The 23,653-nt window shown below is 59.9% G+C and carries 27 protein-coding genes; 15 read left to right on the top strand and 12 right to left on the bottom strand.

Going from position 1 to position 23,653, the window contains the following annotated elements; translation table 11 throughout:
* Positions 1–12 precede the first annotated feature (12 nt).
* The 5 genes from AK829_RS12215 to AK829_RS07285 all read left to right on the top strand — a co-directional run bounded on the left by AK829_RS12215 (position 13) and on the right by AK829_RS07285 (position 4,926).
* Positions 13–885 carry a siderophore-interacting protein gene (locus tag AK829_RS12215; protein ID WP_083439783.1) on the top strand — a complete coding sequence of 291 codons (873 nt, stop codon included), beginning with the start codon at positions 13–15 and terminating at the stop codon, positions 883–885.
* A 208-nt stretch (positions 886–1,093) separates the two neighbouring features.
* Positions 1,094–1,972 (top strand): ABC transporter substrate-binding protein, encoded by an 879-nt coding sequence (locus AK829_RS07300; RefSeq protein WP_232305689.1) that lies wholly within the window; start codon positions 1,094–1,096, stop codon positions 1,970–1,972.
* A gap of 25 nt (positions 1,973–1,997) precedes the next feature.
* Positions 1,998–3,062: an iron chelate uptake ABC transporter family permease subunit gene (locus tag AK829_RS07295; protein ID WP_052205264.1), complete on the top strand. Its 1,065-nt coding sequence runs from the start codon at positions 1,998–2,000 to the stop codon at positions 3,060–3,062.
* Entirely contained in the window at positions 3,059–4,117 is a 1,059-nt protein-coding gene (locus AK829_RS07290; RefSeq protein WP_052205263.1) for a FecCD family ABC transporter permease, read from the top strand. The genes AK829_RS07295 and AK829_RS07290 overlap by 4 nt, the downstream gene beginning before the upstream one ends.
* Entirely contained in the window at positions 4,117–4,926 is an 810-nt protein-coding gene (locus AK829_RS07285) for an ABC transporter ATP-binding protein (RefSeq protein ID WP_052205262.1), read from the top strand. The genes AK829_RS07290 and AK829_RS07285 overlap by 1 nt, the downstream gene beginning before the upstream one ends.
* On the opposite strand, the gene AK829_RS07280 is transcribed toward AK829_RS07285, so the two are convergent.
* The gene (locus AK829_RS07280; RefSeq protein ID WP_052206439.1) at positions 4,923–5,402 is read right to left on the bottom strand and encodes a GNAT family N-acetyltransferase; all 480 of its coding nucleotides are present in this window, start codon (positions 5,400–5,402) and stop codon (positions 4,923–4,925) included. The genes AK829_RS07285 and AK829_RS07280 overlap by 4 nt on opposite strands.
* A 61-nt stretch (positions 5,403–5,463) precedes the next feature.
* On the opposite strand from AK829_RS07280, the gene AK829_RS07275 reads away from it, so the two are divergent.
* A complete protein-coding gene (locus AK829_RS07275; protein WP_157045321.1) occupies positions 5,464–6,366 on the top strand; it encodes a chymotrypsin family serine protease in 903 nt (300 codons plus the stop codon).
* 52 nt (positions 6,367–6,418) lie between these two features.
* Here the strand turns inward: AK829_RS07275 and AK829_RS07270 are convergent, their stop codons facing one another.
* Together AK829_RS07270 and AK829_RS07265 are read right to left on the bottom strand one after the other, a co-directional pair.
* Positions 6,419–8,182 carry an acetyl/propionyl/methylcrotonyl-CoA carboxylase subunit alpha gene (locus AK829_RS07270; RefSeq protein ID WP_052205260.1) on the bottom strand — a complete coding sequence of 588 codons (1,764 nt, stop codon included), beginning with the start codon at positions 8,180–8,182 and terminating at the stop codon, positions 6,419–6,421.
* 55 nt (positions 8,183–8,237) lie between these two features.
* On the bottom strand, positions 8,238–9,086 hold the full coding sequence (locus AK829_RS07265; RefSeq protein ID WP_052205259.1) for a sulfurtransferase: 849 nt from the start codon (positions 9,084–9,086) through the stop codon (positions 8,238–8,240).
* A gap of 271 nt (positions 9,087–9,357) precedes the next feature.
* On the opposite strand from AK829_RS07265, the gene AK829_RS07260 reads away from it, so the two are divergent.
* Entirely contained in the window at positions 9,358–10,419 is a 1,062-nt protein-coding gene (locus AK829_RS07260) for a Cj0069 family protein (protein ID WP_052205258.1), read from the top strand.
* Between the two features lie 73 nt (positions 10,420–10,492).
* Here AK829_RS07260 and AK829_RS07255 read toward each other — a convergent pair whose 3' ends face one another.
* Together AK829_RS07255 and AK829_RS07250 are read right to left on the bottom strand one after the other, a co-directional pair.
* Positions 10,493–11,206 (bottom strand): RAD23 family protein, encoded by a 714-nt coding sequence (locus tag AK829_RS07255; protein WP_052205257.1) that lies wholly within the window; start codon positions 11,204–11,206, stop codon positions 10,493–10,495.
* A 2-nt stretch (positions 11,207–11,208) separates the two neighbouring features.
* Positions 11,209–11,619 (bottom strand): DUF3151 domain-containing protein, encoded by a 411-nt coding sequence (locus AK829_RS07250; RefSeq protein WP_052205256.1) that lies wholly within the window; start codon positions 11,617–11,619, stop codon positions 11,209–11,211.
* 79 nt (positions 11,620–11,698) lie between these two features.
* Between AK829_RS07250 and AK829_RS07245 the strand changes: the two genes are divergently transcribed.
* Complete coding sequence (locus AK829_RS07245; RefSeq protein WP_052205255.1) at positions 11,699–12,592, top strand: DUF4282 domain-containing protein; 894 nt, start codon at positions 11,699–11,701, stop codon at positions 12,590–12,592.
* Positions 12,593–12,763: 171 nt separating this feature from the next.
* On the top strand, positions 12,764–13,288 hold the full coding sequence (locus AK829_RS07240; RefSeq protein ID WP_052205254.1) for a hypothetical protein: 525 nt from the start codon (positions 12,764–12,766) through the stop codon (positions 13,286–13,288).
* 12 nt (positions 13,289–13,300) lie between these two features.
* Here AK829_RS07240 and AK829_RS07235 read toward each other — a convergent pair whose 3' ends face one another.
* The 4 genes from AK829_RS07235 to AK829_RS07220 are packed head-to-tail and all read right to left on the bottom strand — an operon-like array spanning position 13,301 to position 15,967.
* Positions 13,301–13,891 carry a Maf family protein gene (locus tag AK829_RS07235; RefSeq protein ID WP_052205253.1) on the bottom strand — a complete coding sequence of 197 codons (591 nt, stop codon included), beginning with the start codon at positions 13,889–13,891 and terminating at the stop codon, positions 13,301–13,303.
* Positions 13,892–14,086 (bottom strand): acyl-CoA carboxylase subunit epsilon, encoded by a 195-nt coding sequence (locus AK829_RS07230; RefSeq protein WP_052205252.1) that lies wholly within the window; start codon positions 14,084–14,086, stop codon positions 13,892–13,894.
* Between the two features lie 12 nt (positions 14,087–14,098).
* The gene (locus AK829_RS07225; RefSeq protein WP_052205251.1) at positions 14,099–15,520 is read right to left on the bottom strand and encodes an acyl-CoA carboxylase subunit beta; all 1,422 of its coding nucleotides are present in this window, start codon (positions 15,518–15,520) and stop codon (positions 14,099–14,101) included.
* Between the two features lie 33 nt (positions 15,521–15,553).
* Positions 15,554–15,967 (bottom strand): DoxX family protein, encoded by a 414-nt coding sequence (locus AK829_RS07220; protein WP_052206438.1) that lies wholly within the window; start codon positions 15,965–15,967, stop codon positions 15,554–15,556.
* A gap of 121 nt (positions 15,968–16,088) precedes the next feature.
* Between AK829_RS07220 and AK829_RS07215 the strand changes: the two genes are divergently transcribed.
* From AK829_RS07215 to AK829_RS07205, 3 genes are read left to right on the top strand one after another with little or no spacing between them, the layout of a single operon-like run.
* Positions 16,089–17,405: a hypothetical protein gene (locus AK829_RS07215; protein WP_052205250.1), complete on the top strand. Its 1,317-nt coding sequence runs from the start codon at positions 16,089–16,091 to the stop codon at positions 17,403–17,405.
* A gap of 49 nt (positions 17,406–17,454) precedes the next feature.
* Entirely contained in the window at positions 17,455–18,177 is a 723-nt protein-coding gene (locus AK829_RS07210) for a biotin--[acetyl-CoA-carboxylase] ligase (RefSeq protein ID WP_052205249.1), read from the top strand.
* A gap of 27 nt (positions 18,178–18,204) precedes the next feature.
* A complete protein-coding gene (locus AK829_RS07205; protein WP_232305686.1) occupies positions 18,205–18,663 on the top strand; it encodes a hypothetical protein in 459 nt (152 codons plus the stop codon).
* Here the strand turns inward: AK829_RS07205 and budA are convergent, their stop codons facing one another.
* Positions 18,664–19,383, bottom strand: a complete 720-nt coding sequence (gene budA / locus AK829_RS07200) for an acetolactate decarboxylase (protein ID WP_052206437.1) — start codon at positions 19,381–19,383, stop codon at positions 18,664–18,666.
* A 7-nt stretch (positions 19,384–19,390) separates the two neighbouring features.
* Here budA and AK829_RS07195 point away from each other — a divergent pair, with 7 nt between their 5' ends.
* From AK829_RS07195 to AK829_RS07185, 3 genes are read left to right on the top strand one after another with little or no spacing between them, the layout of a single operon-like run.
* Positions 19,391–20,608, top strand: a complete 1,218-nt coding sequence (locus AK829_RS07195; protein ID WP_052205247.1) for a 5-(carboxyamino)imidazole ribonucleotide synthase — start codon at positions 19,391–19,393, stop codon at positions 20,606–20,608.
* 4 nt (positions 20,609–20,612) lie between these two features.
* Positions 20,613–21,113, top strand: coding sequence for a 5-(carboxyamino)imidazole ribonucleotide mutase (gene purE / locus AK829_RS07190; RefSeq protein ID WP_052205246.1), 501 nt, complete (start codon positions 20,613–20,615; stop codon positions 21,111–21,113).
* Positions 21,106–21,597 carry a YdcF family protein gene (locus tag AK829_RS07185; protein ID WP_083439780.1) on the top strand — a complete coding sequence of 164 codons (492 nt, stop codon included), beginning with the start codon at positions 21,106–21,108 and terminating at the stop codon, positions 21,595–21,597. Before purE ends, AK829_RS07185 begins: the two co-directional genes overlap by 8 nt.
* An 8-nt stretch (positions 21,598–21,605) precedes the next feature.
* Here the strand turns inward: AK829_RS07185 and AK829_RS07180 are convergent, their stop codons facing one another.
* Entirely contained in the window at positions 21,606–22,394 is a 789-nt protein-coding gene (locus tag AK829_RS07180; protein ID WP_052206435.1) for an acetoin reductase, read from the bottom strand.
* Between the two features lie 211 nt (positions 22,395–22,605).
* The gene (locus AK829_RS12210) at positions 22,606–23,637 is read right to left on the bottom strand and encodes a DDE-type integrase/transposase/recombinase (protein WP_180950507.1); all 1,032 of its coding nucleotides are present in this window, start codon (positions 23,635–23,637) and stop codon (positions 22,606–22,608) included.
* Positions 23,638–23,653: the final 16 nt, after the last annotated feature.

The raw sequence follows: 23,653 nt of genomic DNA, 5'->3' as shown, positions 1-23,653 counted from the left end.
AATATTGGATCTATGCTCTTAGATCCCTCCACATTTTGCACAACCGAACTGACTGATAGGCCGCAGCGTGAGTTGGCCGAGATTATCACGGTACGTGTTGCGAAAGTTGAAAAAGTTGCTCCCGACCTGCTGGAGATTACTGTCTCTGCGCCTGCTCTGCGGGAACATCGCCTTATTGGGCCGGATGAATTCTTTGGTCTTCTGATCCCTTCCCCGGGCCGAGAATACGTACCCGTACCTCGTCCGACGAGTGGTAATCTGCGTAGCCATCTTGCCCAACTCTCTGATCCTGAGCGGCCAGAATTGCGCTGGTACACGGTGCGGCACCTTGATCGCAGTGCCGGAGCTCTCGCATTCCAGGTGGTGACTCATGGCGTGACCGACCCTGCTGACCCTGCAATTGGTCCTGCTCTGCGCTGGGCGCTCGGCGCGGGTCCAGGCGATATTTGTGGGATTTCTCCGACGAATGGTCTCTGGTGTCGGCACTACGCGGCAGGCTCTGGTTCGCAGTTGCTGATCGCGGATCCCACGGCGGCGCCCTCAGTTGTTGCGGTGCTCGAGTTTTTGCAGAGTTTTCATCCTGATGAACTGCGTAGTACTGGGGTGATTCTTGCCGCCCCATCACTCGATAGTTTTGAACCCGGCATAGGGGGAAAATGGGCCTCCCGGTTGGGGGTATTTCATATGGTGACGGCACCGCAGGAGGAGCTTTTGGTAGCTGTTCTGGACAGGTTACGAACGCTTAATCCGGCTGGGTATGTGTGGTGCTGCGGCGAACGGGCGTTTGCGGCGGGGGTCCGCAGGTTTAGTGTGTCTGAATGGGGGATGGACCCACGGGATGTGACGTTTAGCGGGTTTTGGATTGAGGGTCAGGCGAGAGGCTAGACAGAACTATCAGTTAGGTTAGCTTTGCCTAATCTATTTACTGTGTTAGGCTTGCCTAATTCAAACTGTGGCTCAGGTGTGTCTGGGCTATCCCTCTATCGGAGAAAGGTCTCCCATGCGTATAAAACTCGCCGCGATCCTTACTGTCGTTGCTGGCTTGGCACTCACAGGGTGCAGCCCTTCATCTTCTTCTAGCAACGAACCCGCGGTGAGCAGTACTAGTTCCGCGCCTGATGCGGCAGTGTTCGCCCACCCGAATATCGAAGGTCTAGAGATCGAGTTTGCTAAGCAGCCCGAGAACATTGTCATGGACTGTTATGCGTACTCCACGCTCAACGAGTATGGCTTCAAGCCGAGTGCGATCTTCGGCTACCAATGTGACGACCCGACTGTGATGGACGGCGTAGACACAACCGGAATTGAGCAGATTGGCACCGATGGCGAAATCGACTTGGAGAAGCTTGCTCAATTGAAACCTGACGCGATTGTCGGGCTTGGGACTGCTGATGGGTGGCAATGGTTTAAGGAGGATGTTAACGCGCAACTCACCCGCGTAGCGCCGTTTGTACCCTTGCCGAGCGGCGACACTATCGACGAAGGGATTGCAAATGTGCGCGAACTCGCGGACTTCCTAGGTGCGGATCTCGGTGATACGAACATCACGCAGGCCGACAAGGATTTCGAAGCTGCGAAGAAGAACTTTACCGAGGCTGTTTCGGAAAAGGATCTGACATTCCTACTGGCCAGCCCGACGCAAGAGATGCTATACACGCGAGCTGGTGGGCCACACGCGCTGCTGCTGGAGCAGCTGGGTGCAACCCTTGTAGGTCCGACTGAGGGGCACGAGGGAGGTCCGTGGGCGTGGATCGCCTGGGAAGAGGCTTCGCAGTACCCAGCTGACGTCATGCTTGTTGAGCAGTATGACGAAGCCAACCCTTTCACTGCTGAGCTGTGGGACGCTCTGCCTTCCGTGAAGGCCGGGCAGCTCTACGGCTGGAACTCCAAGGGTGCTCTTACTTCCCGACACTACGCAGATTGGCTTGATGGACTCACCGAGAAGGTGAAGACGTTTAACAAGGTTGTTTAGCGCCACTCAATTTCAACAAAGATCAATGGCAATCACATTGGCACCCGCACACCCCTCTGGCAGTAGCACAATACCACCAACGCCGACCAGGCACCCCCTTGCGTACCGGGTCGTCGGCGCTGGCATACTGCTGATTCTGCTTGCTTTTACGTTGGTGTTCAGCCTCATGGTAGGGGCACGCGCAGTAAGTGCGGGAGAAGTGTGGCAGTTTCTCCTGACGCCTGATTCAGTGGACCCCATCTCACAGGTGGTTTGGCAATCCCGCGTTCCTCGCACCGTTTTGATCTTGGTCGCAGGAGCAGCGTTTGGAGTTGCTGGGGGTTTGATGCAGGCAGTAACGCGAAATCCCTTGACAGATCCAGGAATCCTTGGTGTCAATGCTGGGGCTTCGTTGGCTGTTGTTGTCGGTATTGCCTACTTTGGCATCACAGAAATCAACCGCTATATGTGGTTAGCGTTTAGCGGCGCGGTTGTAACCTCCCTAGCTGTGTTCCTTATAGGGAACACCGGGCCTATGCGTGGCAACCCGATTCGCATGACGCTCTCAGGAGTAGCTATCGGTGCTGTCCTTGGCGGATTTACTTCGGCTGTCTTGCTTACTAACGCTGACGTGTTGAAGAAGATGCGCGGATGGTCTGCTGGCACTACTGCGAACCAAGCGCTAGAAAATACGCTGTCGATCGCACCATTCATCATGTTTGGGTTAATGCTCGCACTCGCACTCACGAAGTCGCTAGACGTGCTCGCACTTGGCGACGCTGCGGCGGTGGGCATGGGGGCGAATCCAAACCGAGTGAGGCTCATTGCGCTGCTGGCGATTGCTTTACTAGCTGGTGGCGCAACGGCGGCAGCAGGTCCGATCTCGTTTCTCGGTTTACTGGCGCCACACTTAAGTCGGATGATTGTTGGCCCGCATCAAGGGTGGATCATGATCTATTCAATTCTTCTTGCCCCAACCATAATGGGGTGCGCCGATGTACTTGGCCGAATCATCGTGCAGGGGGAGATGCCGGTCGGCGTTGTTACGCCGTTTATCGGAGCGCCCCTGCTTATCGTGCTGGCACGTCGCCTCCGGGTGGCTGAGCTATGACGCCATCCCAGCAGCTTGACTACGGACGGAAGATTGTCCGTCTTGGTCCTCGTGATTGTCCTGTTGTTGTCACTGATGTCCGCGCACTTGTAGTCACTACCGTCCTTCTTTTTTGTGCAGGTGCATGTGGTGTTTTTGCGCTCTTCACAGGGTCGGCGGCAGTTGGCGTTGTTGAGGTATTCGACGCGCTTCGCGGGCGAGGCGATGAGTTCACCACAATGGTGGTTGTGGACTGGCGTGCCCCACGAGTGCTGATGGCACTTGTTCTCGGGGCTGGCCTGGCCATATCCGGTGCCCTCTTCCAAAACCTCACCAATAATCCGTTGGGATCGCCGGATGTCATCGGATTCCAAACGGGTTCCTATACCGGGGCGCTGATCGTACTTCTCGTCCTCCGGGGTGGTGCTCTGGAAACCTTGCTTGGCGCACTTGCCGGAGGGATAGTGACTGCTGTCGCCGTGTTTCTGCTTGCTTCGAAAAATGGCTACGCGCGAGGTGTGCGGCTAATCATCGTCGGAATCGGCGTAAGCGCGATGTTGGCAGCAGTAAATACTTGGTTGTTGCTCACCGCGTCGGTCGAAGACGCGATCATGGCAAGCTTATGGGGCGCAGGCAACCTTTCTGGTACTTCCTGGAAGCAACTTATGCTTGTGGTTTCTGGCACTGCAGTATTCATTGTGGGAACGGCATTTCTTGCGCGCCCGCTGCAGCTTACTCAGATGGGCATTCCTTTTGCCACGGCGCTTGGGCAGAACGTCCGAGTCGTGCAGGTCAGCGCGATTGTCGCTGGCATCGGTCTCACCGCACTTGCAACCTCCACGGTCGGCCCGATTTCATTCATTGCGCTCGCCGCGCCTCAGATCGCTCGTCGCCTTGTGCGCTCGGACGGTCTTGCGTTAGCACCTACTGCAGCGACCGGCGCCCTCTTGCTCATCCTTGCAGACACCGTTGCGCAACGCATTTACCCGACGTCTCCGCTGCCTGTAGGCATTGTCACAGTGTCCATTGGCGGTATCTATTTCCTCCTACTGTTGCTTAGGGAAGGACGAAAATAATGGCCCGTCTTTGCACAGAAAATGCAACGTTGGCTTACTCCGACACCGCGGTGATCTGCCGTGACGTGACTATTCAGATTCCGGATGATGAATTCACCGTTATCGTCGGACCGAACGGATGCGGTAAATCGACGCTGCTGAAATCCCTGACGAGGCTTATTGCGCCGGTTTCCGGAGTGACCCTTTTGGACGGCAAGTCTCTCCACAGCCAACCCACAAAGCAGGTAGCACGGCAAGTCGGGCTCTTGCCCCAAGGTCCAGTCGCACCGGACGGTATCCGTGTGATCGATCTGGTTTCCCGAGGGCGGTATCCACACCAGAGCCTGTTACGGCCTTGGTCGCCGGAGGACGAACGCGCCGTCAGCGCTGCGATGGACGCGACGGGTGTGAGAGAACTCTCCGGCAGATTTGTTGATGAGTTGTCGGGTGGCCAGCGTCAACGTGTGTGGATGGCAGTGGCGTTAGCACAAAACACGCCTATTCTGCTGCTTGATGAGCCGACTACGTATCTGGACGTTCGACACCAACTAGAGTTACTCGAGCTTTGTCGCGAATTGAATTTGCGCGATGGCTACACTCTAGTGGCGGTACTCCATGACCTCAACCAAGCAGCCCGCTACGCCGATAACATAATTGCCCTGAAAGAAGGAGAAGTTGTTGCGGTGGGGCCGCCTGCTGATGTCATCACAGAGTCACTGGTACGTGAAGTGTTTGGGGTGGAGGCACGGGTCATTACTGACCCCGAATCTGGCAGCCCACTGATGATCCCGCGTTGGGGGAGTGGCGTTACCGCAGGTGTGGGCACCTAGATGTCGAGGACCATCACGTTCTCGGCATCCGGGTAGTCGCGGAAGCCGAATGCTTCGTAGCGGTGGCGTGCACGCGGGTTGTTGGGGTCAACCCACAGCGCAAGCTGCGGCGCGCCCTGCTCGCGTGCAAGTTCCGCTACCGCCTCAAGCAGGCGGGCCGCAAGGCGGTTGCCTGCAAAACGGTTCTCTACCGCAATCGCAAGCTCCGGCACGTTGGGGGCAACGTTTGCGTAGCCGTCAGTCGGCTTTTCCCAGTAGCGCAACCATGTGCCGCCGGCGGGCGTGCGGAACTCATCAAATGCGATGATGCCGCCGTCACGTTCCGGATCCCAGTCGTCGATGTAGGGGGCGACGCCGGAGAGCGAATCTTCAGCCATCGCAGCAGTTTCATCGCCGAAGACCTCAGTGAGGTAGTTCAGGCGCAGCAGATAGGTACGATCTGACTCGGTTGCTCGTTTAAACGTGAATTCAGGCATGCGCACCATCGTATTGCGTCGTATTGGTTGAGGCGGCGGCGGGGTTGTAGGGTTTTGCATCATGCAGCAAAAAACGGTGGCTCTAGCAGTAGCGTCTGCGATGATGACTGCAGCGGTGACGACGGTGGCAACAGTGCCCGCCGCGCACGCTGACACAGGTATCGAAGCAGTCACCGTGCGCCAAGGCGATCGAATCAGGGTGGGGGAGTCCTCCCAGTGCACGCTTGGCTACATTGAGCAAAGCCCGTCGGGTCCGGCCGGCTACACCGCTGGTCACTGTGGCAAAAACCGCACTGAGAAGGTCTACGTCAAGTCCGGCGACCAGTGGGTGCTGGTTGGGGCAACGGTGCGTTCAGGGAAGTACAACCCGGAACACACTGGCAATGACTGGGCATTGATCCTGTTCAATCGCGGCGTCCGGTTGGAGGGCAACCCGCTTTCTGGTAACGCAAGGACGGACATCGATGAGCTGAAATCCGGCGACAAGATTTGCTTCGCCGGCGCTACAACGCAGACCACCCGCTGCGGCGACTTCATAGGCACGATCGGTGGCAACATTTACTGGGAAAACACGGGCGCGCGTCCTGGTGATTCCGGTGCGCCCGTGTGGCGCGAAGGCGGCGGCTTCCTCGGTGTGCTTGCAGGCCAGAACATTGTGAGTACCTCGGAGCAGGATCAGCTCGTAGCGCTTCGGGCATCTATTACTGAGGACGCCGAAGCGCCTTCTTCGGATGAAGAAATGCGGATGATCGCAGACTTCTATGAGAAAGACGGCACCAACGTTATTTCGGTGAAAACCCCAGTTGTGGTGCCAAAGGGTGGAGCGTCCACACCGGCAGGGGGCGCCACTGGCGGCTCAAGCAACCCGGAGACGATTGCGATGGTGCTCATCGCCATCACCGTCGTGCTTGGCCTGGCGCTGCCGACGTTTGCCCAGGTGGCAAACATCCAGCTGCCGTTCTAGCTGTTTGATCCGGCCCGGAGAGCCAGCCCGGAGATCCAGCCCGGAGAGAGCGCTACTTCAGCTCCATGAGGGCGGCGCCCTTGTTCACCTGGGCACCAGCCTCAACAGCAAGGGCGGTCACGGTGCCAGACTTGTGTGCCTTGACCGGGTTCTCCATCTTCATCGCCTCAAGCACCACAACTACGTCGCCTTCAGCAACTTCGTCGCCCTCGGCCACGTTGAGCTTGATCACGGTGCCCTGCATCGGGGAAGCAACCGCATCGCCAGAGGCGGCAACTTTGGCGCCAGCGGCGCGGCGACGCTTCTTGCGCCCGTTGCCCACTACTAGCGACGCCGGCAGCGCCACCTCAATACGACGCCCATCAACCTCAACGGCAAAGCGCTGCTTCTCGCCGGGCTCTTCAAGATCCTCGCCAAGATCCAGGTTCTCGGTCGGGGCGAGCTCGCCCGACCATTCCTCTTCAATCCAGCGGGTGTAGACGGTGAAGTTGTCGTTAGGTGCGGTAAACGCGTCGTTCTCAAGCATGGCCCGATGGAACGGAATCACTGTAGGAATGCCACCGACGATGTACTCGTCCAAGGCGCGGCGAGCGCGCTCAATGGCCTGGGTGCGGTCCTCGCCGTAAACAATCAGCTTGGCTATCATGGAGTCAAACTGGCCGCCAACCACGGAACCGGCACGCACGCCTGAATCCACACGCACACCCGGGCCAGCCGGCTCCGCGTACGTGGTGATCGTGCCCGGTGCGGGCATGAAATTCTCCGCAGCGTCCTCACCGTTAATGCGGAACTCAATGGCATGACCGCGAGGCGTTGGATCCTCCGTAAAACGCAGCTTCTCGCCAGCGGCGATGCGGAACTGCTCACGCACCAAGTCAACACCAGTGGTGGCCTCCGTAACCGGGTGCTCCACCTGTAGTCGGGTGTTGACCTCAAGGAAGGACACCAGGCCGTCAGCGGCAACGAGGTACTCCACCGTGCCCGCGCCGTAGTAGCCGGCCTCGCGGCAAATGGCCTTGGCGGACTCGTGGATGCGCTCGCGCTGCTCATCAGTCAAAAACGGCGCCGGCGCCTCCTCAATGAGCTTCTGGAAGCGGCGCTGCAGCGAACAATCACGTGTGCCCATCACCACAACGTTGCCGTGTGTATCCGCCAACACCTGGGCCTCAACGTGGCGGGCTTTGTCCAGGTAGCGCTCCACGAAGCACTCACCACGACCAAACGCTGCAGTGGCCTCACGCGTTGCGGACTCAAACAGCTCCGGAATTTCCTCGCGGGTGTAGGCCACCTTCATGCCGCGGCCGCCGCCGCCAAACGCGGCCTTAATAGCCACGGGCAGGCCGTGCTCATCCGCAAAGGCCACAACCTCATCGGCACTGGCAACCGGGTCCTTCGTGCCCGGCGCCATCGGCGCATTCGCACGCTGCGCAATCTGGCGCGCAGTCACCTTGTCGCCCAGTGCAGCGATAGACTCCGGCGAGGGGCCAATCCATGTCAGACCAGCGTCAATAACCTTCTGGGCAAACTCGGCGTTCTCAGACAAAAAGCCGTAACCCGGGTGGATCGCATCCGCCCCGGAGTCCGCGGCGGCCTGCAAGATCTTGTCCATATCCAGGTAGGACTCCGCCGCAGTAGTGCCGCCGAGGGCAAACGCCTCATCGGCCAAGGCAACAAACGGGGCATCCGTATCGGGCTCCGCGTAGACGGCTACAGACGCAATACCTGCATCTTTTGCAGCACGAATAACACGCACGGCGATTTCGCCGCGGTTAGCAATCAGGACTTTCGTTAGCACCTTAGTTAGATCGGTAGACACGCATCTTCCGTTTCATTTCTTAGCAGTTAGAACTACCAATCATATCGCCCAAAGGCTACGCCTTGGCCACGGGCACGCGTACCATGTTGCCCCATTCCACCCAAGAGCCGTCATACAACGAGATGTCCTCAAAGCCCAGGATGTGCTTCAACACAAACCACGTGTGCGCAGAACTCTCACCGCTTTGGCAGTACACCACGGTCTTTTTCTTCGGGTCGAAGTCCTTATAAATCGCCTCGATGTCCTTACGCGCACGGAACAGTGAGTTGGGAAATACCGAACGGCCCCACGGCACATTCACGGCACCCGGGATGTGGCCGTGGCGGAAGGTGCGCTCGGTCATGTTGGAGCCGTCGTAGAGTTCCTTCACGCGAGCGTCGATAAGCTGGATGCCCTCAACCCCACCCAACAGGTCCGCCGCAAAGGTGCGCACCGGACCGTCGTTGCGCTCCGGAACAGGGTAGGTGGACGGGGTGCATTCCGGCACCACGAACGACGTGTCGCGCTCTTCGCCCATCCAGGCGTCACGGCCACCGTCAAGCAAGCGCACGTCTGGGTGGCCGTAAATCTCAAACACCCAAGCCGTGTATGCCGCCCACCAGTTCGCGCGATCACCGTAGATAACCACCGTGTCATCACGGGAGATGCCACGCTGCTCCATGAGCTTGGCAAACGCCTCAGCGTCCAAAATGTCACGAATCAACGGATCATTCAGGTCCCGGGTGAAATCGATGCGCATCGCACCTGGGATATGGCCAATGTCGTAAAGGTATGCGTCCGCATCACTTTCAACAACCTTCAACCCGTCCATTCCCAGGCGTGCGGAAAGCCACGCCGGCGAAACAAATTTCTCGGGGTTTGAAAACTGCTGAAACTGGGGGCTTGTGTCTAGTTCAATTCCCACGTTGGGGTCCTCCTCGGGCGAACTGGAGCGGCTTGGGCGAAGCTCGCGCGAACGAAAAAATGCTGTAAAAATGCTGTTACGCCAAACCCTACCTTTGTGCAAGAAGCAACGGGCCCAAGATGGGAAAAATTGGTAAGATCTAACCCTTATTAATGCGGGTAGCGGGGTGGTGTGAAGTTAAACACTAAATGCCGTACTAAGTCGGCTAATACACCTTGGGCGCAATAAGGTCATACATGAAACATGTTGATCTACTCCGAAGGGGAACGTAGTGAAGAAGGCAATTGTAGTTTTTGAGGTCGAGGGCGGCTCCGACAAGTACATTGACGGCCACCGCAAGGACACCATGCCGATTGTCAATGCGATCAAGGACAAGGGCTGGCACGCTGAGGTTGTCTTCTTCCGCCCTGAGTGGTCCGAGGACCTGTTCAAGTACGTTTCCGAGAACTTTGATGCGTACATCTCCCGTGTGAACCCGGGCAACATCCCGGGCGGCGAGAAGGGCTACTTTGACCTGCTGACCCGACTGTCTGAGGCTGGCCTGATTGGCATGTCCACCCCGGAGGAGATGATCTCCTACGGCGCGAAGGACGCCCTGGTGAAGCTGAACAAGACGGACCTGGTCCCGTCTGACACCGCCGCGTACTACGACGTGGAGACGTTCAAGAACACCTTCCCAACCTCCCTGTCCTACGGCGAGCGTGTGCTGAAGCAGAACCGTGGCTCCACCGGTTCCGGCATCTGGCGCGTGCGCCTGGCGGATCCGGAGCTTGCCGCTTCCGTGGAGCCAGGTACCGCTCTGCCGCTGGACACGAAGCTGCGCTGCACCGAGGCTGTGGACAACCACACCGAGGAGCGCGAGCTGGGCGAGTTCATGGAGTTCTGTGAGCAGTACATCGTGGGCGACAACGGCATGCTGGTTGACATGCGTTTCATGCCGCGCATCGTCGAGGGTGAGATCCGCATTCTGCTGGTTGGCCCGCACCCGGTGTTTGTTGTGCACAAGAAGCCGGCTGAGGGCGGCGACGCGTTCTCTGCAACCCTGTTCTCTGGTGCGAAGTACACCTACCAGAAGCCGGAGGAGTGGCAGGAGCTGGTTGACATGTTCGCCGACGCTCGCCCGGTCATCGCTGAGAACCTTGGTGGCGACAACATTCCGTTGATCTGGACCGCGGACTTCATGCTTGCGGATGACGACGAGACCGGCGAGGACACCTACGTTCTCGGCGAGATCAACTGCTCTTGCGTCGGCTTCACCTCTGAGCTGGACATGGGCATCCAGGAGATGGTTGCAGAAGAGGCAATCGGCCGCGTGGAGGCAAAGCACGCCTAAGGGCTTTCTGCTTGCCGACGTCTAATGCGTCCCCCACCACCCCCGCCACCAATCACGGTGGCCGGGGTGGTTTTTAGTCGTAGGTGCCGAGCATGTAGAACCCGCTTCGGTCGCTCCACCGTTGGTAGAACTCGGCCACGTTGCCTTCGGTGGCGGCGATGCCGCCGCTTTGGGTTTGAATACGCACGGTGTATTGGGCGGTGAACCCTTCGGCAGTGGAGCGAGTACGTTCGCTCCAGGTAAATTCCAGCACCTTGTCTTCGACGAGTTGGATGGAGTCCACGCGGCCGAAGATGTGCATGTCTATCTGCGGCTTGCCGTAGGAGTAGAACGCAACACCGTCGGTAATGGAACCGGCGGTACCCGCAGGCCCGTTGACGTCGCCAAGTTGGCCGTCGAAGACGATCCAGGACAGTGGCGCGCATGGGTCGTAGTGGTTTTCAATGTTGTCGATCCAGAAATTGTAATCACTGCCATCGGCCGCAGGCATCCGGCCCGGTGCGGTGCCGGTCTCGTACTGCTTGCGAGGGTCCTTCGGAAGGTCCGCGCAGGTGTCGTCCGGCGGTGTGCTGGTTTCCGGCGGCGCCTGGGTTGAGGTTGTGGTGATGACCTCTGTCACGGTTGGTGTTTCGGGTGCCGCTTCCGGTGCTGCGCCGACGGAGGTGAAGATCGCCTCCGTGGAGCTGCGCTGCTCGGGCTGTCCGGTACTGTCTGCGCCGCACGCGGCGAGTGCCAGCGGCAGGATCAGTGCAGCGCAGACAATCCCTGTGCGGGTGCTGGCTGTCATCTTTACGCCTCGGGGCTGTCTAGAAGCGTCGCTACGCTTGCCGGGTCAGCGTCTGAAAGCATCTGGCGGCAGCGATCGTATTCCGCGTCATCGCCAATAGCCTTGGATGCCAACGCCAACATCGCAATCGCCTTTAATACCGGCTGGTTTGCCTCGTGCGATGCCGGGACCGGACCCCAGCCCTTCCAGCCGTTGGCGCGCAGGCGGTCAAGCGAGCGGTGGTAGCCGGTGCGCGCGTAGGCGTAGGCAACAATCTGGTTGCCCTCGGCCAGTTCACGCTCGGCGCGAGCCGCCCACACAGCGGGGGAGTCAGGGTGGGCGATTGCCGTTGCATCATCCAGCAAATCGTTACCGTGAGCCGGGTCTTCAGGCAAGTGGACTGGCGGGGGAGCGAGCATATCGTTGAATTCCATGGCCCTACGTTACCGCGCAAAGGCAGACAGAGGCGTCTAAAGTGGGGGACCGAAAACTTTTCAACGATTAAGGAGAGTCATGTCCAACCCGTACAACCCGAATGGTGCAGACGACCAGAACGACAAGCCGGATTTCACCGCCGAGCCGACTCCGGAGACCTCCAGCGAGCAGACAACTGAGTTCGGCAGCACCTCCGGCACCACGTCCAGCAGCGCTGACTCCGCTGCGTCTGAGTGGGGCACCCCGTCCCAGTCCGCTGACTCCTCCCAGTCCTCTTCGCAGCCGCAGTATGGCCAGGGTGGTTACACCCCGTACGGCGAAAACCAGTACGGCCAAGGCGGCTCCCAGGGCGGTTACGGTCAGGGTGGTTACGGCCAGTCCCAGTACGGTGACGCACAGTACGGCCAGGGTGAGCACCAGCAGCACGATTACTCCCAGCAGCAGTACCAGGCGCAGGCTCAACCGCAGGGCCAGTTTGGTCAATACGGCTACCAGCAGCAGGGCCAGTACGGTCAGGGTGATTTCCAGCAGGCGCAGTACGGCGCTGGTTACCCGCAGGGCGGCTACCCGCAGGGGTACGGTCCGCAGGGTCAGTACGGTGTGCCGTCGAGCAACAATGGCCGCAAGAAGCCTGGCGACGGCTTCTTCCAAGCCCTGTTCGACTTCTCCTTCAGCCGCTTCATCACCATTGACTTTGCCAAGGTTATTTACGCTATCTTCCTGGGTCTCATCGCACTGGCCTGGGCGGCTGGTCTGATCGCTTCCCTCATCGGCTTCAGCGAGGGTGTTGGCGAAGGCTTCCTGGGCCTGATCGTGTACTTGATCGTGGGTACTGCGGCGGCACTGTTTGCTACGGTTGGCGCGCGCCTGAGCCTGGAGTTCTACGTGGCCACCGTGAAGACCGCGCAGAACACTTCCCAGCTTGTTGAGTTTGAGCAGGACAAGGCGGACAAGGCAGATTCTGACGCCTAGTAGCTCACTAACGCCCCAAGCGTGATGGGCCCGGCCGTGTGGTCGGGCCCTTTTTGCTGGTTCTTTTTGACGGCAGATTGCCAGCTGACGGCAAGGGCGTATTGAGGTTAGCGACTTTATAGTGGGGCCTACCTGCCCGGTTTCAACCTGAACTGTTGCAAAGGAGTCCCGATGGCAAGCGCAATGTATACCGCACGAACCGGCACGTATGAAGAATTCATGGACGTTTTTGATCCTGAAACAGATGATGTGACTGCGATGCTTCGTGAGGGACTGATTAACCCCGACCCCGAAGCCCGCGCCAAGATTGCAAACGACATGTTGGACAGGGGAGCAGACGCCGCGTCGGTGGAGTATGGCAACAGCACGCTTGCGCTGCTGCTTGGCGGCAATGAGCGCCTAGGCAAGGGCGACGGCGCGTTGGCGAAGCGTTTGGTTGCTGGTGGCGCTGATGTGAACCGGCGTTCCCGCGGTGATCTGCCGCTGCGTCTGGCCATCACGATTGATGCGGATGATGACGAAGAGCGTCGTGAAGTTTATGAAGCCCTCTTTGGATCTGAGGATTTGGACTTAAGCCTGCCGTCGAGCGAGCGCAACCCGATCAACACAATCGCTGGATGGCTGCGGATGAACATAGACGGGCGTCCCGGCAAGCTCGATGTCCTGGACGAGTTCCTCAAAGAGAGCGGCTACTAGGACTCCCAGAAATCAGTCCCAGAAATCCGAGGCGTCCAGCCCGAAGCGGTACAAACACTTGCGCAGCAGCGGCATTGATAGGCCGATGACGCTGGTTGGGTCGCCGTCGATGGAGTCGATGAACCAGCTGCCGAGCGCCTCCAAGGTAAACGCGCCCGCGCAGCCCAGCGGTTGGCCGGAGTGGGCGTAGGCGGCGATGTCGGCGTCGGACACCTCGCCGAAACGAATCGCGGTGGAGACCGTGTCCACCACCCACTCGCCGCGGAAACATACTGCGTGGCCCGTCAACAGGTGTGCGGTTTTGCCGCGCTGCGCTTTCCAGCGCTCAATCGCTCGCTCGGGGGTGTGCGGTTTGCCTAGCAGCGTGCCGTCTAAAAGCAGCATGGAGTCACACCCAATGACCACATCTTCCGGAAACTCCGGTGCAACCGTCTCCGCCTTTGCGCGGGCGAGGGCGCTGACGATGTCGTGCGGTTCATCGTCGGAAAGCTGAGCGATCAGCGCGTCCTCATCAATGTTGGCCGGGCGAAGAACGGGGCGGACCCCACCTTGCTCGAGCAGCATGCGTCGCGACGGTGACTGCGACGCCAGCACCAACCGCATCTAGAAATACACCGCGCTATGAAACGCGTGCGGGTTAAACAGCGGGCCGCGGTAATTGCGCGGGGCAGGAGCGCCCCAACCGTTCGCGTCCGCAGGAGCGGCAGCTGAGTTCTTCGCCTTCAGCTCCTGCAGCACCTGCACCAAGGCAGCCAGCTCGTCTTCAGTGGGATTGCCCTTTAGAACCTCAATATCCATTGCAAAACCCTCCTACAGCGGCATGTTGCCGTGCTTCTTCACCGGCGGGTAGACAACCTTGCGCTCCAACAGGCGCAGGCCCTCAAGCACTTGGGTGCGGGTCTGGGAGGGCTCAATCACCGCATCTACAAGACCACGCTCGGTAGCAACGTAGGGGTTGAGGTTTTCGGCCTCGTACTCGGCGACGTCGGTACCAATAGCCTCGGCAGCTGTCGCGGCATCCGCCAGCGCGATCTGCGCAGTTGGCCACGCAAACACCAAATCAGCGCCCAAGCCCTTCGAACCAAGCAGCGCATACGCAGTGCCCAGCGCCTTGCGGGTAATCACAGTCACCGTGCCCACCTGGGCCTCCGCGAACGCGTAGGCCAGCGCTGCCGCGCCGCTGAGAGGAGCATCCTCGCCAGCGGGGATAACGGCATCCGCGCAGTCCACGAACTGCACCAGCGGCAGGTTGAAGCCGTCGCAGGTACGGATGAAACGCGCCGCCTTGCGCGCCGCGGCACCCGTGAGCGTGCCACCATCAACCTGCGGCTGGGTGGCCACAACGCCAACGGCACGGCCACCGATGTGCGCCAAGCCAGTGAGCACGCTGCCAGCCGTCTGCGCGCCGAGCTCGAAGAAATCACCGTCCGTGACCGCGTTGATGATCTCGCGGACGTCATAGTCCTGGGAGTCATCGTCTGGCATGAACGTGTCCAGGTCCAGCTCGGAAGCCTTCTCCGCTTCCGTGCCCAGCGGGGAAGCGGCAACGTTGTTCAGTGGCAGGAAAGCCAGCAGGTCGCGCACCTGGGCAATTGCCGCAGCGTCCGTGTCCACAGTCAAGTGTGCCTCGCCGCCATCGAAGGAAGCGCCAGCCACCTGGACCACGAAATCTGCCAGCGGCACCGTGGTTGCCGGAAGGGATGCTGTATCACCTGCTACCACGGCGATCTGCGGCACCAGACCCGACGCCTGGGCGGCTGCACGCAAAATCTTCGCCTGCATGTGGGCAGTAACAATGCCCTCCTGGAAACGCGGGCCAATCGAGTCATAGATGCCGATGACCGGCACGCCGGTCTTCGTTGCCAACTCGTAGAGTTTCAGGATTTTTTCGGCGTAGACTTCGCCCATCGCACCGTCGAAAAGCGAACTGTCCTGGGAAAACACGAACACGCGACGGCCATGCACAAGACCGTAACCAGTGACCACGCCATCGGTGGCGGGCTTGGTGCGGTACATCTTGTAGGCCTCGATCCGGTGGCGGGCCAGCGCGTCAGTCTCCACAAACGTGCCGCTATCCAGCAGCAACTCAACGCGCTCGCGGGCGGTGGCACTGCCGTTTTCGCGCACGGCATCGATCGCCTCCTGACCGGCAGGGACCTGCGCCTCGGCGAGGCGATCGCGCAAATCCTGGATGCGACCGGCGGTGGTGGTCAAATCGGGTTTGGAAGTCATGGGGACCTAGTTTAGTGCCACAACTGCCTGTGCCTAATCAGGGCGAGATGGCCGTGTCACACGACACGCAGCCTGGATGAGCGGGATCTGCAGCGGAAGGCGAGCAATACCGGCCGCTTGCTGGTACCAGGGCTTCTTGCGCCACTTCCAGCTCATGTAGAAATTTGCAGGCCACACCGCCGTCAGTAGCGCGGCGGACATGTATCCGCCGGCGCGACGCATTGCCGCTGACCTGCGTACGTGATCCGGGTTGCTGCGCGGGCCAAGTGCTGGGGAGGCGAGCAGCACCGCGGCGAGCAATTCGGCGGCTCCGGAGGCGTATGTGTAGTTGCGTGCGGGTCCTGGAAGCTGCGGCGGGACAATGCTGTCGAAGGGCTCGGGCTTGAGGAAATGGAGCACACCGGAGCTGACGAACAGCGGAATGAGGGTGTTGGAAGGGATCTGCATAGGCATGATCGTACCCGGTTTTGGGAACAAGTGTTCTGGAATTTGAGAAGGTGTGTGGGGTACGCCTTTTACACTGAAATCCCAACACCGGGGAACAACATTTTGGACAAAGGAGGTCCTTATGAACCAAGCAGAGCGACAGAGCGAAGTACTTTCCTTCGACACCACCATCCACGGCACGAAGCTGCACGCAGAAGTTGAAATCAGCCCGCGCGGCACCCAGTACCTGACGGAAGCACAGATGGATGCCACCCGTGCCTTGCTCACGCACCTGGCAAACGTTGCGACTGAGTACCAGCCGGAGGAAGACACGCGCGATGAATCGCTGGATGCCTACGTGGTGCTGGCAGACACGTTCCAGGTACTGGACCTGGCGCGTGCGGCGGTGGATTCACGTCCGAAGGAGGCGATGCGTTACTTCTGGCACGCAGCATCCAACCTTGAGGTGCTGCAGGCGTGGGACCCGCGTTTTACCCAGGCATACCTGATGGCGCGCTACGGTGAGGAACTGGCAGGCAACTTCGTGCTTGAGCCTCTTGAGGGGCTGTGTGAGCAAATCGAGTCCTGGATGCCGCAGCGTTATGCGGGCCCTGGTTTTACGCAGCGCCGCGTAGTGGTGGATGACCGTCAAAGCGCGGAGGATTTCCAGCGCACCTTAACACCTGACCATGAGGCAGTCAGCGTGCTCATGGTGGATGATGAGGACTTGCCAGCTGATGAATACCAGCTCACCGGGCGCACCGTGCTGCCTGTGCCGATGTTCCCAGACGGCACGCTTGATACACGCGCCATGGTGCGACGCATCATGGATGACCAGTTTGTCACCTGCAAGTTTCACACTGACCGTCCTGCCTTCCACCTCCTGCGTACGCTGACCAGTGCCGCCCAGATGCAGCTTGTAGAGCGTCGTGGCAGCACGCCTGTGGAGTTCTACACCCATCTGGCGCACGCCAAGCAGCTTTGCCGACTGGCACGCCAGGACCGCTTCTTGGCAGACGGGGTATATCGCCGCACTGTGATTGATGCGCTCTACAGCAGCCTGATTACCGTGTCGTTGTTCAGCGACGAGTGGGTGATGCCGAAGTACCTGGCCAAGCTCGCCGCAACGCTGAATGAGGACCTTGGCAGTGATGATGTGATTTACACCGTCCACGCCATTGAAGCTTGGTTGCCGCGTGACATCCGTGAGCTGATGCCGCGCGTGTGGAACGAAAAGCTTGACACACAACTGCAGGAGCCGCTGGTAGCCGGCTTGAATGTCCTTCCGGGCGCGCGCTTCGTGGCCGTTTTGGATGAGCAGACGCAGGCGGATTTCGAGGAAACCGGGCTGCCCGACGTGGACAAGTTCAGCCCCATCGATTTGGGTCCCGAGCTGGGCGAAGACGCACTTGAGGTGCTGTCCATCCCGAACATCTCGGTGTTCCGCACCTGGGTATAGGCATCAGGTGTAGGCACTAGCGCGGCGGCGCGTCGTAGGCTTGGAAACCATGAGCGTGAACAACCTCCAGCGAATCCAGGAAGCAGTGTCGCAGTATTGGACTGACGTGCAGTGGGTCGAAACTACCGGCTCCACCAACGCGGACATGCTGGATCGCGGCACACCTGGCAGCGTGCTGATTGCAGACGAGCAGACGGACGGCAAAGGCCGGCTTGGCCGCCACTGGGTTTCCCCGAAAGGAGCCCAGCTGGCCATGAGCATGGTGTTAGAGGTCCCGGACCCCGCGCCGGCATTCGGGTTGCTGTCCATTGCACCGGGTGTGGCGGTGACCGACGTGTTGCCGCAAGCAAAGCTGAAGTGGCCGAACGACGTGCAGATTAAGGGCAAGAAGATTGCCGGCATTTTGTCGGGCCTGGATTTTCCGAAGGTGGTTGTGGGCATTGGCATCAACCTGAACATGCAGGCAGACGAACTTCCCACAGATATGGCAACCGCACTGAACCTGGAGGGCATCGACGTTGATTTTGATGAGTTCACCATTGCAGTACTGAACGCCATGGGACGTCGCTTCCAGCAGTGGACGCAGCGCGACCCGCAGCTGCTGGAGGATTACCGCAAGGTGTGCTCCACCATCGGCCAGCCGGTGCGCATCGAGCTTCACGACGGTGAAGTGGTTGGCACCGTCGACGGTGTCAATGATGAAGGCGAAGTGATTATCAACGGCACCGCCTTCGCCGTTGGGGACGTGCACCACCTGCGGCCAACCAGCTAACGCGGCCAGCTAGTAACATCTACCCGCGTGGCACGACAGGCGCACAAACAGGTGCAGTTCAAGGTAAGCGAGGATGAAGTGGTCCTTGCTGACGTCACTGCGCCCGTCAGCGACCTGATCTTCCCCCTGCTTGAGCTGATTTTGATCACGGGTATCTGCTGGATCGCCATCGGCTGGATGGATGTCACCGCCACAGTCCCTTTAGTGGCGCGCAACGCCATGGTCATCCTGTGGCTGGTCTTAGGCTTTTGGCGCTTCGGCCTGCCGGTGATTCGGGGGCGCCGTCGCCGCTTCGTGGTCACCGACCGCAGGGTGCTCGCCCGCGGGCGTACCGGCAAGGTCGATTCCATCCCGCACTCCCAAATCCACTCGGCGCGCCGGGCAGACGGAGGCTTGAACCTGGCGGTGTACGGGTTTCCACGCCCGATCCGTTTTGATCAGGTTGGTAAAGCCCGCCAGGTGGAGAAGCTGATCAACTCTCTGTAGCTAGTCCTTAATTTCCGTGGTGTGCAGCTGCTCATCCAGGTCCTCCGGCGAGAGGTTGCCGCCTTGGAACGCCGCGGTGACCGGCAGGTGGAGTTCCATGTCGGTGCCGGGGCACAGTTCAATAATTGCCTTGTCAATGGTGTAGTCAAGGACGTGGCCGCCTTTCTCGTGGGCGTCATCAAGAAAATGCACATGGCAGCCCGGGATACCGATGCCTTTTGCATAGCTTGGGGTGCGGAAACCACCGATGGTGCCGCTGATGTTGGTGAAGTGGTGCTCCGTGTCGTCTCCAACCGCCTCCGACATGGGGCGATAGGGCTTTTCCTGCTTTGCGACGGTACGCGTAACCACCTCAGCAAACCGACCAGTAATCCGCACAGCGTAGAAGTAGTTGCGGCTGGGCTCTAGCGAATCAACAAACTCTGAAAGTTCGGCGCGGCGCATGCCACGTGGGGCGTCGACACGAATGCGCGGCACGAAGTTGGTGACCACGGTAAACGGCGTGCGCTGATCCAAATCCGCAATACGCGCTTTGCCGTCGGAGGTTAGCTGGTGGCACACACCGTCTAAAATCAGCATCTCCCCATCGAGCGCATCGAAGGTGCCAAGGCCGAAGTTGCCTTTGCTCAAAATATCGCCGATGGTCATCTCGCCGTCATAGATGCCGTCTAGCAGGGCAGTCATGAGTGAGTTCTGGAAAATCGTGTGTCGTTGGATCATCTCCGCCATGGGTTCGATCGTACGTGGTGGGGGGACTACAGTGGTGGGGGTGACTAACACGTACGGGATGCCGGTAGTGGCCATTGTGGGCGACGGGCAGCTGGCCCGCATGATGCAAACGGAAGCAATTGAGCTGGGAATTGGGACCCGCCTGCTGGCGGGCAGTAACGAAGCCTCGGCCGCGCAGGTGATCGCTGATGCTCGCCTGGGTGATTACACCTCGCTGAATGACCTGCAGGAGGCCACCGCAGGCACAGATGCGGTGACTTTTGACCATGAGCATGTGCCGAATGAGCATTTGCAGGTGCTTATCGACGCTGACGTGAACCCCGAACCACGCCCCGCCGCACTGATCTACGCCCAGGACAAGCTGGAGCAACGCATCCGCCTGCGTGATCTGGGCGCGCCGGTGCCGGAGTTCGCAGGCATCGCCTCGGCGGATGACGCCAAGGCGTTCTGGGATTTCGTTGATGGCGCGGTGTGCCTCAAGGCCACCCGCGGGGGTTACGACGGCAAGGGCGTGTGGTTCCCGGACACCCTGGACGAGTGCCTGGAATTGGTCGAGGAGCTGCTGGGGCGCGGCGTTCCGCTGATGGGAGAGCGCAAAGTGCCCTTTGAGCGCGAGCTTTCCGCCATGGTGGCGCGCCGCCGCTCTGGCGAGGTGGCGGCCTGGCAGGTTGCGGAGTCCATTCAGGACGGCGGCGTGTGCCGCGTGACCATCGCACCCGCGCCGGGCATTTCCCCGGAGCTGGCCAAGCGCGCAGAGGACCTGGCGTGCCGCATTGCAACCGAGCTTGACGTGACCGGCGTACTGGCCGTGGAGCTGTTTGAGGCCGGCGGCGAGATCTTGGTCAACGAGCTTGCTATGCGCCCGCACAACACCGGCCACTGGACCCAGAACGGGTGCGTGACCTCCCAGTTTGAGCAGCACCTGCGTGCCGTGCTGGATTGGCCGCTGGGCAGCACGACACCCACCGCACCGGTGACGGTCATGGTGAACACCCTTGGCGGGGATGCGGACCCGGAGATGCCAATGGGCCAGCGCGTGGCCGCCGTGATGGAGAAGTACCCGCAGGCCAAGATCCACCTCTACGGCAAGCAGTGGCGCCCAGGCCGCAAGATGGGCCACGTCAACGTTGTTGCCGATACGGTGGAGGTCGCACGCGCGGTGGCGGAAGACGCCGCGAATTACATCATCAACGCGACATGGCTGGATGAGGAGTAACACAATGCAACCGCTCGTAGGAATCATCATGGGGTCCGACTCTGACTGGGACACCGTTTCACCTGCTGCTGAGGTGCTGGCAGAGTTCGGCGTGCCGTTTGAGGTGGGTGTGGTTTCTGCCCACCGCACGCCGGAGAAGATGCTGGCGTATGCCAAGTCCGCACATTCGCGTGGGCTGAAGGCCATCATCGCGTGCGCGGGTGGCGCAGCCCACCTGCCGGGCATGGTGGCTGCCGCAACGCCGCTGCCGGTCATCGGCGTACCGCGTGCGCTGGCGGATCTGGACGGGCTGGATTCCCTGCTTTCCATCGTGCAGATGCCGGGCGGCGTACCAGTAGCAACCGTATCCATCGGCGGCGCGAAGAACGCTGGCCTGTTGGCTGTGCGCATCCTTGGCGCGGGCGATCCGGCGCTGACGGAGAAGATGGCGCAGTACCAGGAGAACATGGCCCAGGAAGTAGAGCGCAAGGACGAAGCGCTGCGGAAGCGTCTGCTGGGTGAGTAATAGCTCTACAAACCCGATTGTGGTGTTGGGCGCTCGTGTTGCTGACGGGCGCCCTTCGCCCATGTTGGAGTCCCGCCTGGCACGCGCGTTAGAGATTTACCACGCCAACCCGCGTCCCGTGGTGGTGACCGGCCACGGCGAGGCAGAAGTCATGGCAGGCTGGCTTGCCCACCACGGCGTTGCACACGAACACATCGTGATCGAGCCGGATGCGACCTCAACAAACGAGAACCTGGAACACTCGTGGGCACTCTTTCCCGACGCCACGCTGCTTACCGTGGTGACCTCTGAATTCCACGTGGCGCGCACCCGCGTGTGGGCGTGGCACCTGGCAATCCCCGTTGAGGTCATCGGTGCGCCCATGCCTGCGGGCTCGCCGAAGCGGAAAGCAAAAAACTACTCGCGTGAAGTGATTGCTGTGCCGCATTCACTTGCGCGAGTAGTGTGGCGCCGCCTCATGCACAAGGCACAAGGCGGGCGCTGAAACAGTCTTTAGCGGTAGACCATGCCGCCGTCGGTAAGGATGGACTGGCCAGTGATGTAATCCGAATCCTCGGAAGCGAGGAAGGACACCAGGTTGGCCACATCCTCCGGGGTCTGTGCACGACCCAGGGCGATGCTTTCAACGTTCTTCTCGTAGGTAGCACCCAGCTCTGCTCCGGTCAGCTCGTGGAAGCGGCGGTCAATATCCACCCACATGTCGGTGCCAACGATGCCCGGGCAGTACGCGTTGACAGTGATGCCGTCGCTTGCGTACTCGCGTGCAGCAACCTGGGTCAGCGCACGCACCGCGAACTTGGAGGCGGAGTAAGCACCCAGGATCGGGAAACCGTCGTGGCCTGCGATGGAGGAAGCGTTGATAATCTTGCCGCCGCCCCCGCGCTCCTTGAACTTGGCGGCAGCAGCCTGGATGCCCCAGACCACGCTCTTGATGTTGACGTTGAACATGGCGTCCAGCTCATCGTCCGTAATAGCGTCGATCGGCTGCACCTGTGCAATGCCGGCGTTGTTCACGATGATGTCGAAGCTGCCGAGCTCCTTCTCAGTGCGGTCGATAGCGGCAAAGACCTCATCACGCTTGGACACGTCGGCGCCGATGGCGATGGCCTTGCGGCCCAGCTTCTCAATCTGGGAAACGGTGTCCGCGCAGTTTTCTTCCTTCAGATCAAGCACCGCGATGTCCGCGCCGTCCTGCGCAAGGCGCAGTGCGATTGCCTGGCCGATGCCTCGTGCTGCACCGGTAACAAGAGCGACCTTGCCGTCAATGGACTTCGTTGGCATGTAGTTCTCCTTCTCGTAGCGTTTCAAGTTCTGCGCCGAAACATCCGGCACAACCCACGGTACGGAAAGATCAGACTTTTCGCTTGGGGCGATTAGTGCGGGGGTCGGGGCGTTGGGGAACCGCCTGGCTCCCGCCTGATCGATCCCCTGACAAATGTGACGAGGCGGTTTACGTTTGCCCAGGTCGCAGCCTGACTTATAGGGCCCCGCTTTATGTCAAGTGGTTGTGAACAATTTTCGGTTGGTATTTGATGGTGTGGGGTTGGGGTGTGGGTGTTGTGCTGGTGCGGATGATGGTGACGTGTTTGGGTAGGTCTGTGGGTGGGGTTGGTCGGGTGGTGATCCATCCTTCGGCGAGTGCGTTGTCGATGGCTGTTGAGCGGTTGTTTTTGAAGGTGTGCCAGGTGCCGTCGAGGACGCTTTGTGGTGTGTAGCCGTTGATGCCGCTGTGGGGCCTGTGGTTGTAGTAGTGGCTAAATTGCTCGACCCAGTCTGTGGCGTGGTGGATGTCGTCGAAGTGGTGTGGGTAGTACGGCACGCCCTTCATAGTGTGGAATAGTGATTCCATCTGCGGGTTGTCGTTGCTGATCCCTGGCCGGCTAAACGAGGTGGCTACACAGTGGTCGGCAAAAAGTTTCGCGAGTTTCTTGCTGGTCATAGCACTGCCATTATCGGAGTGGACGGTGTGCACCGTTGGGTATTTTTCGAAGATGGCGGCAAACATGTGGCTGGCTGCGCGGGAATCTTCGTGGTGGGTGATGACTTTGCCGACAATGGCTCGTGAGTACAGGTCCATTGCAGTGTGGCAGGCATAGGTTTCGTTGACGTATGGCCCTGGCAGGTAGGTGATGTCCCAGCACAGTACTTGGGCGGGTCCGGTGGCTTGTACGCACGGTGGTTGGCGATGTGTTGGACCCCGGCGGCGTTTGGCCCGTGTTTTATAGCGTTGGCGCAGTAGCTTGCCGTGTCTGCGGGCAACACGATAAAAGCTGCTTAAGCTGGCGATATATTTCCCGTGGTTGTAGGCGTTGTAGAAGACATCATCCACACTGGACTGTGGGTTGGCATCAAGCAGGGCAAGAATCTGTGCAATTTGCTCGTCCGATAAGCGCGTGATGTTGCGGTCTGTATGCGCGATCGGGGCAGGTGTTTTCGGACGTGGGTGTTGTTGGTAGTAGCGTCTGCTGCGGCTGATCCGCAGCAGTGTGCAGGCACTGTACTTACTGTGTCCAATGCTGCACAACGCGCTAAGAAGGGCT

This window comes from Corynebacterium riegelii (genome assembly GCF_001263755.1).
GTDB lineage: Bacteria > Actinomycetota > Actinomycetes > Mycobacteriales > Mycobacteriaceae > Corynebacterium > Corynebacterium riegelii.
This window is presented reverse-complemented; position numbering and strand designations above follow the sequence as displayed.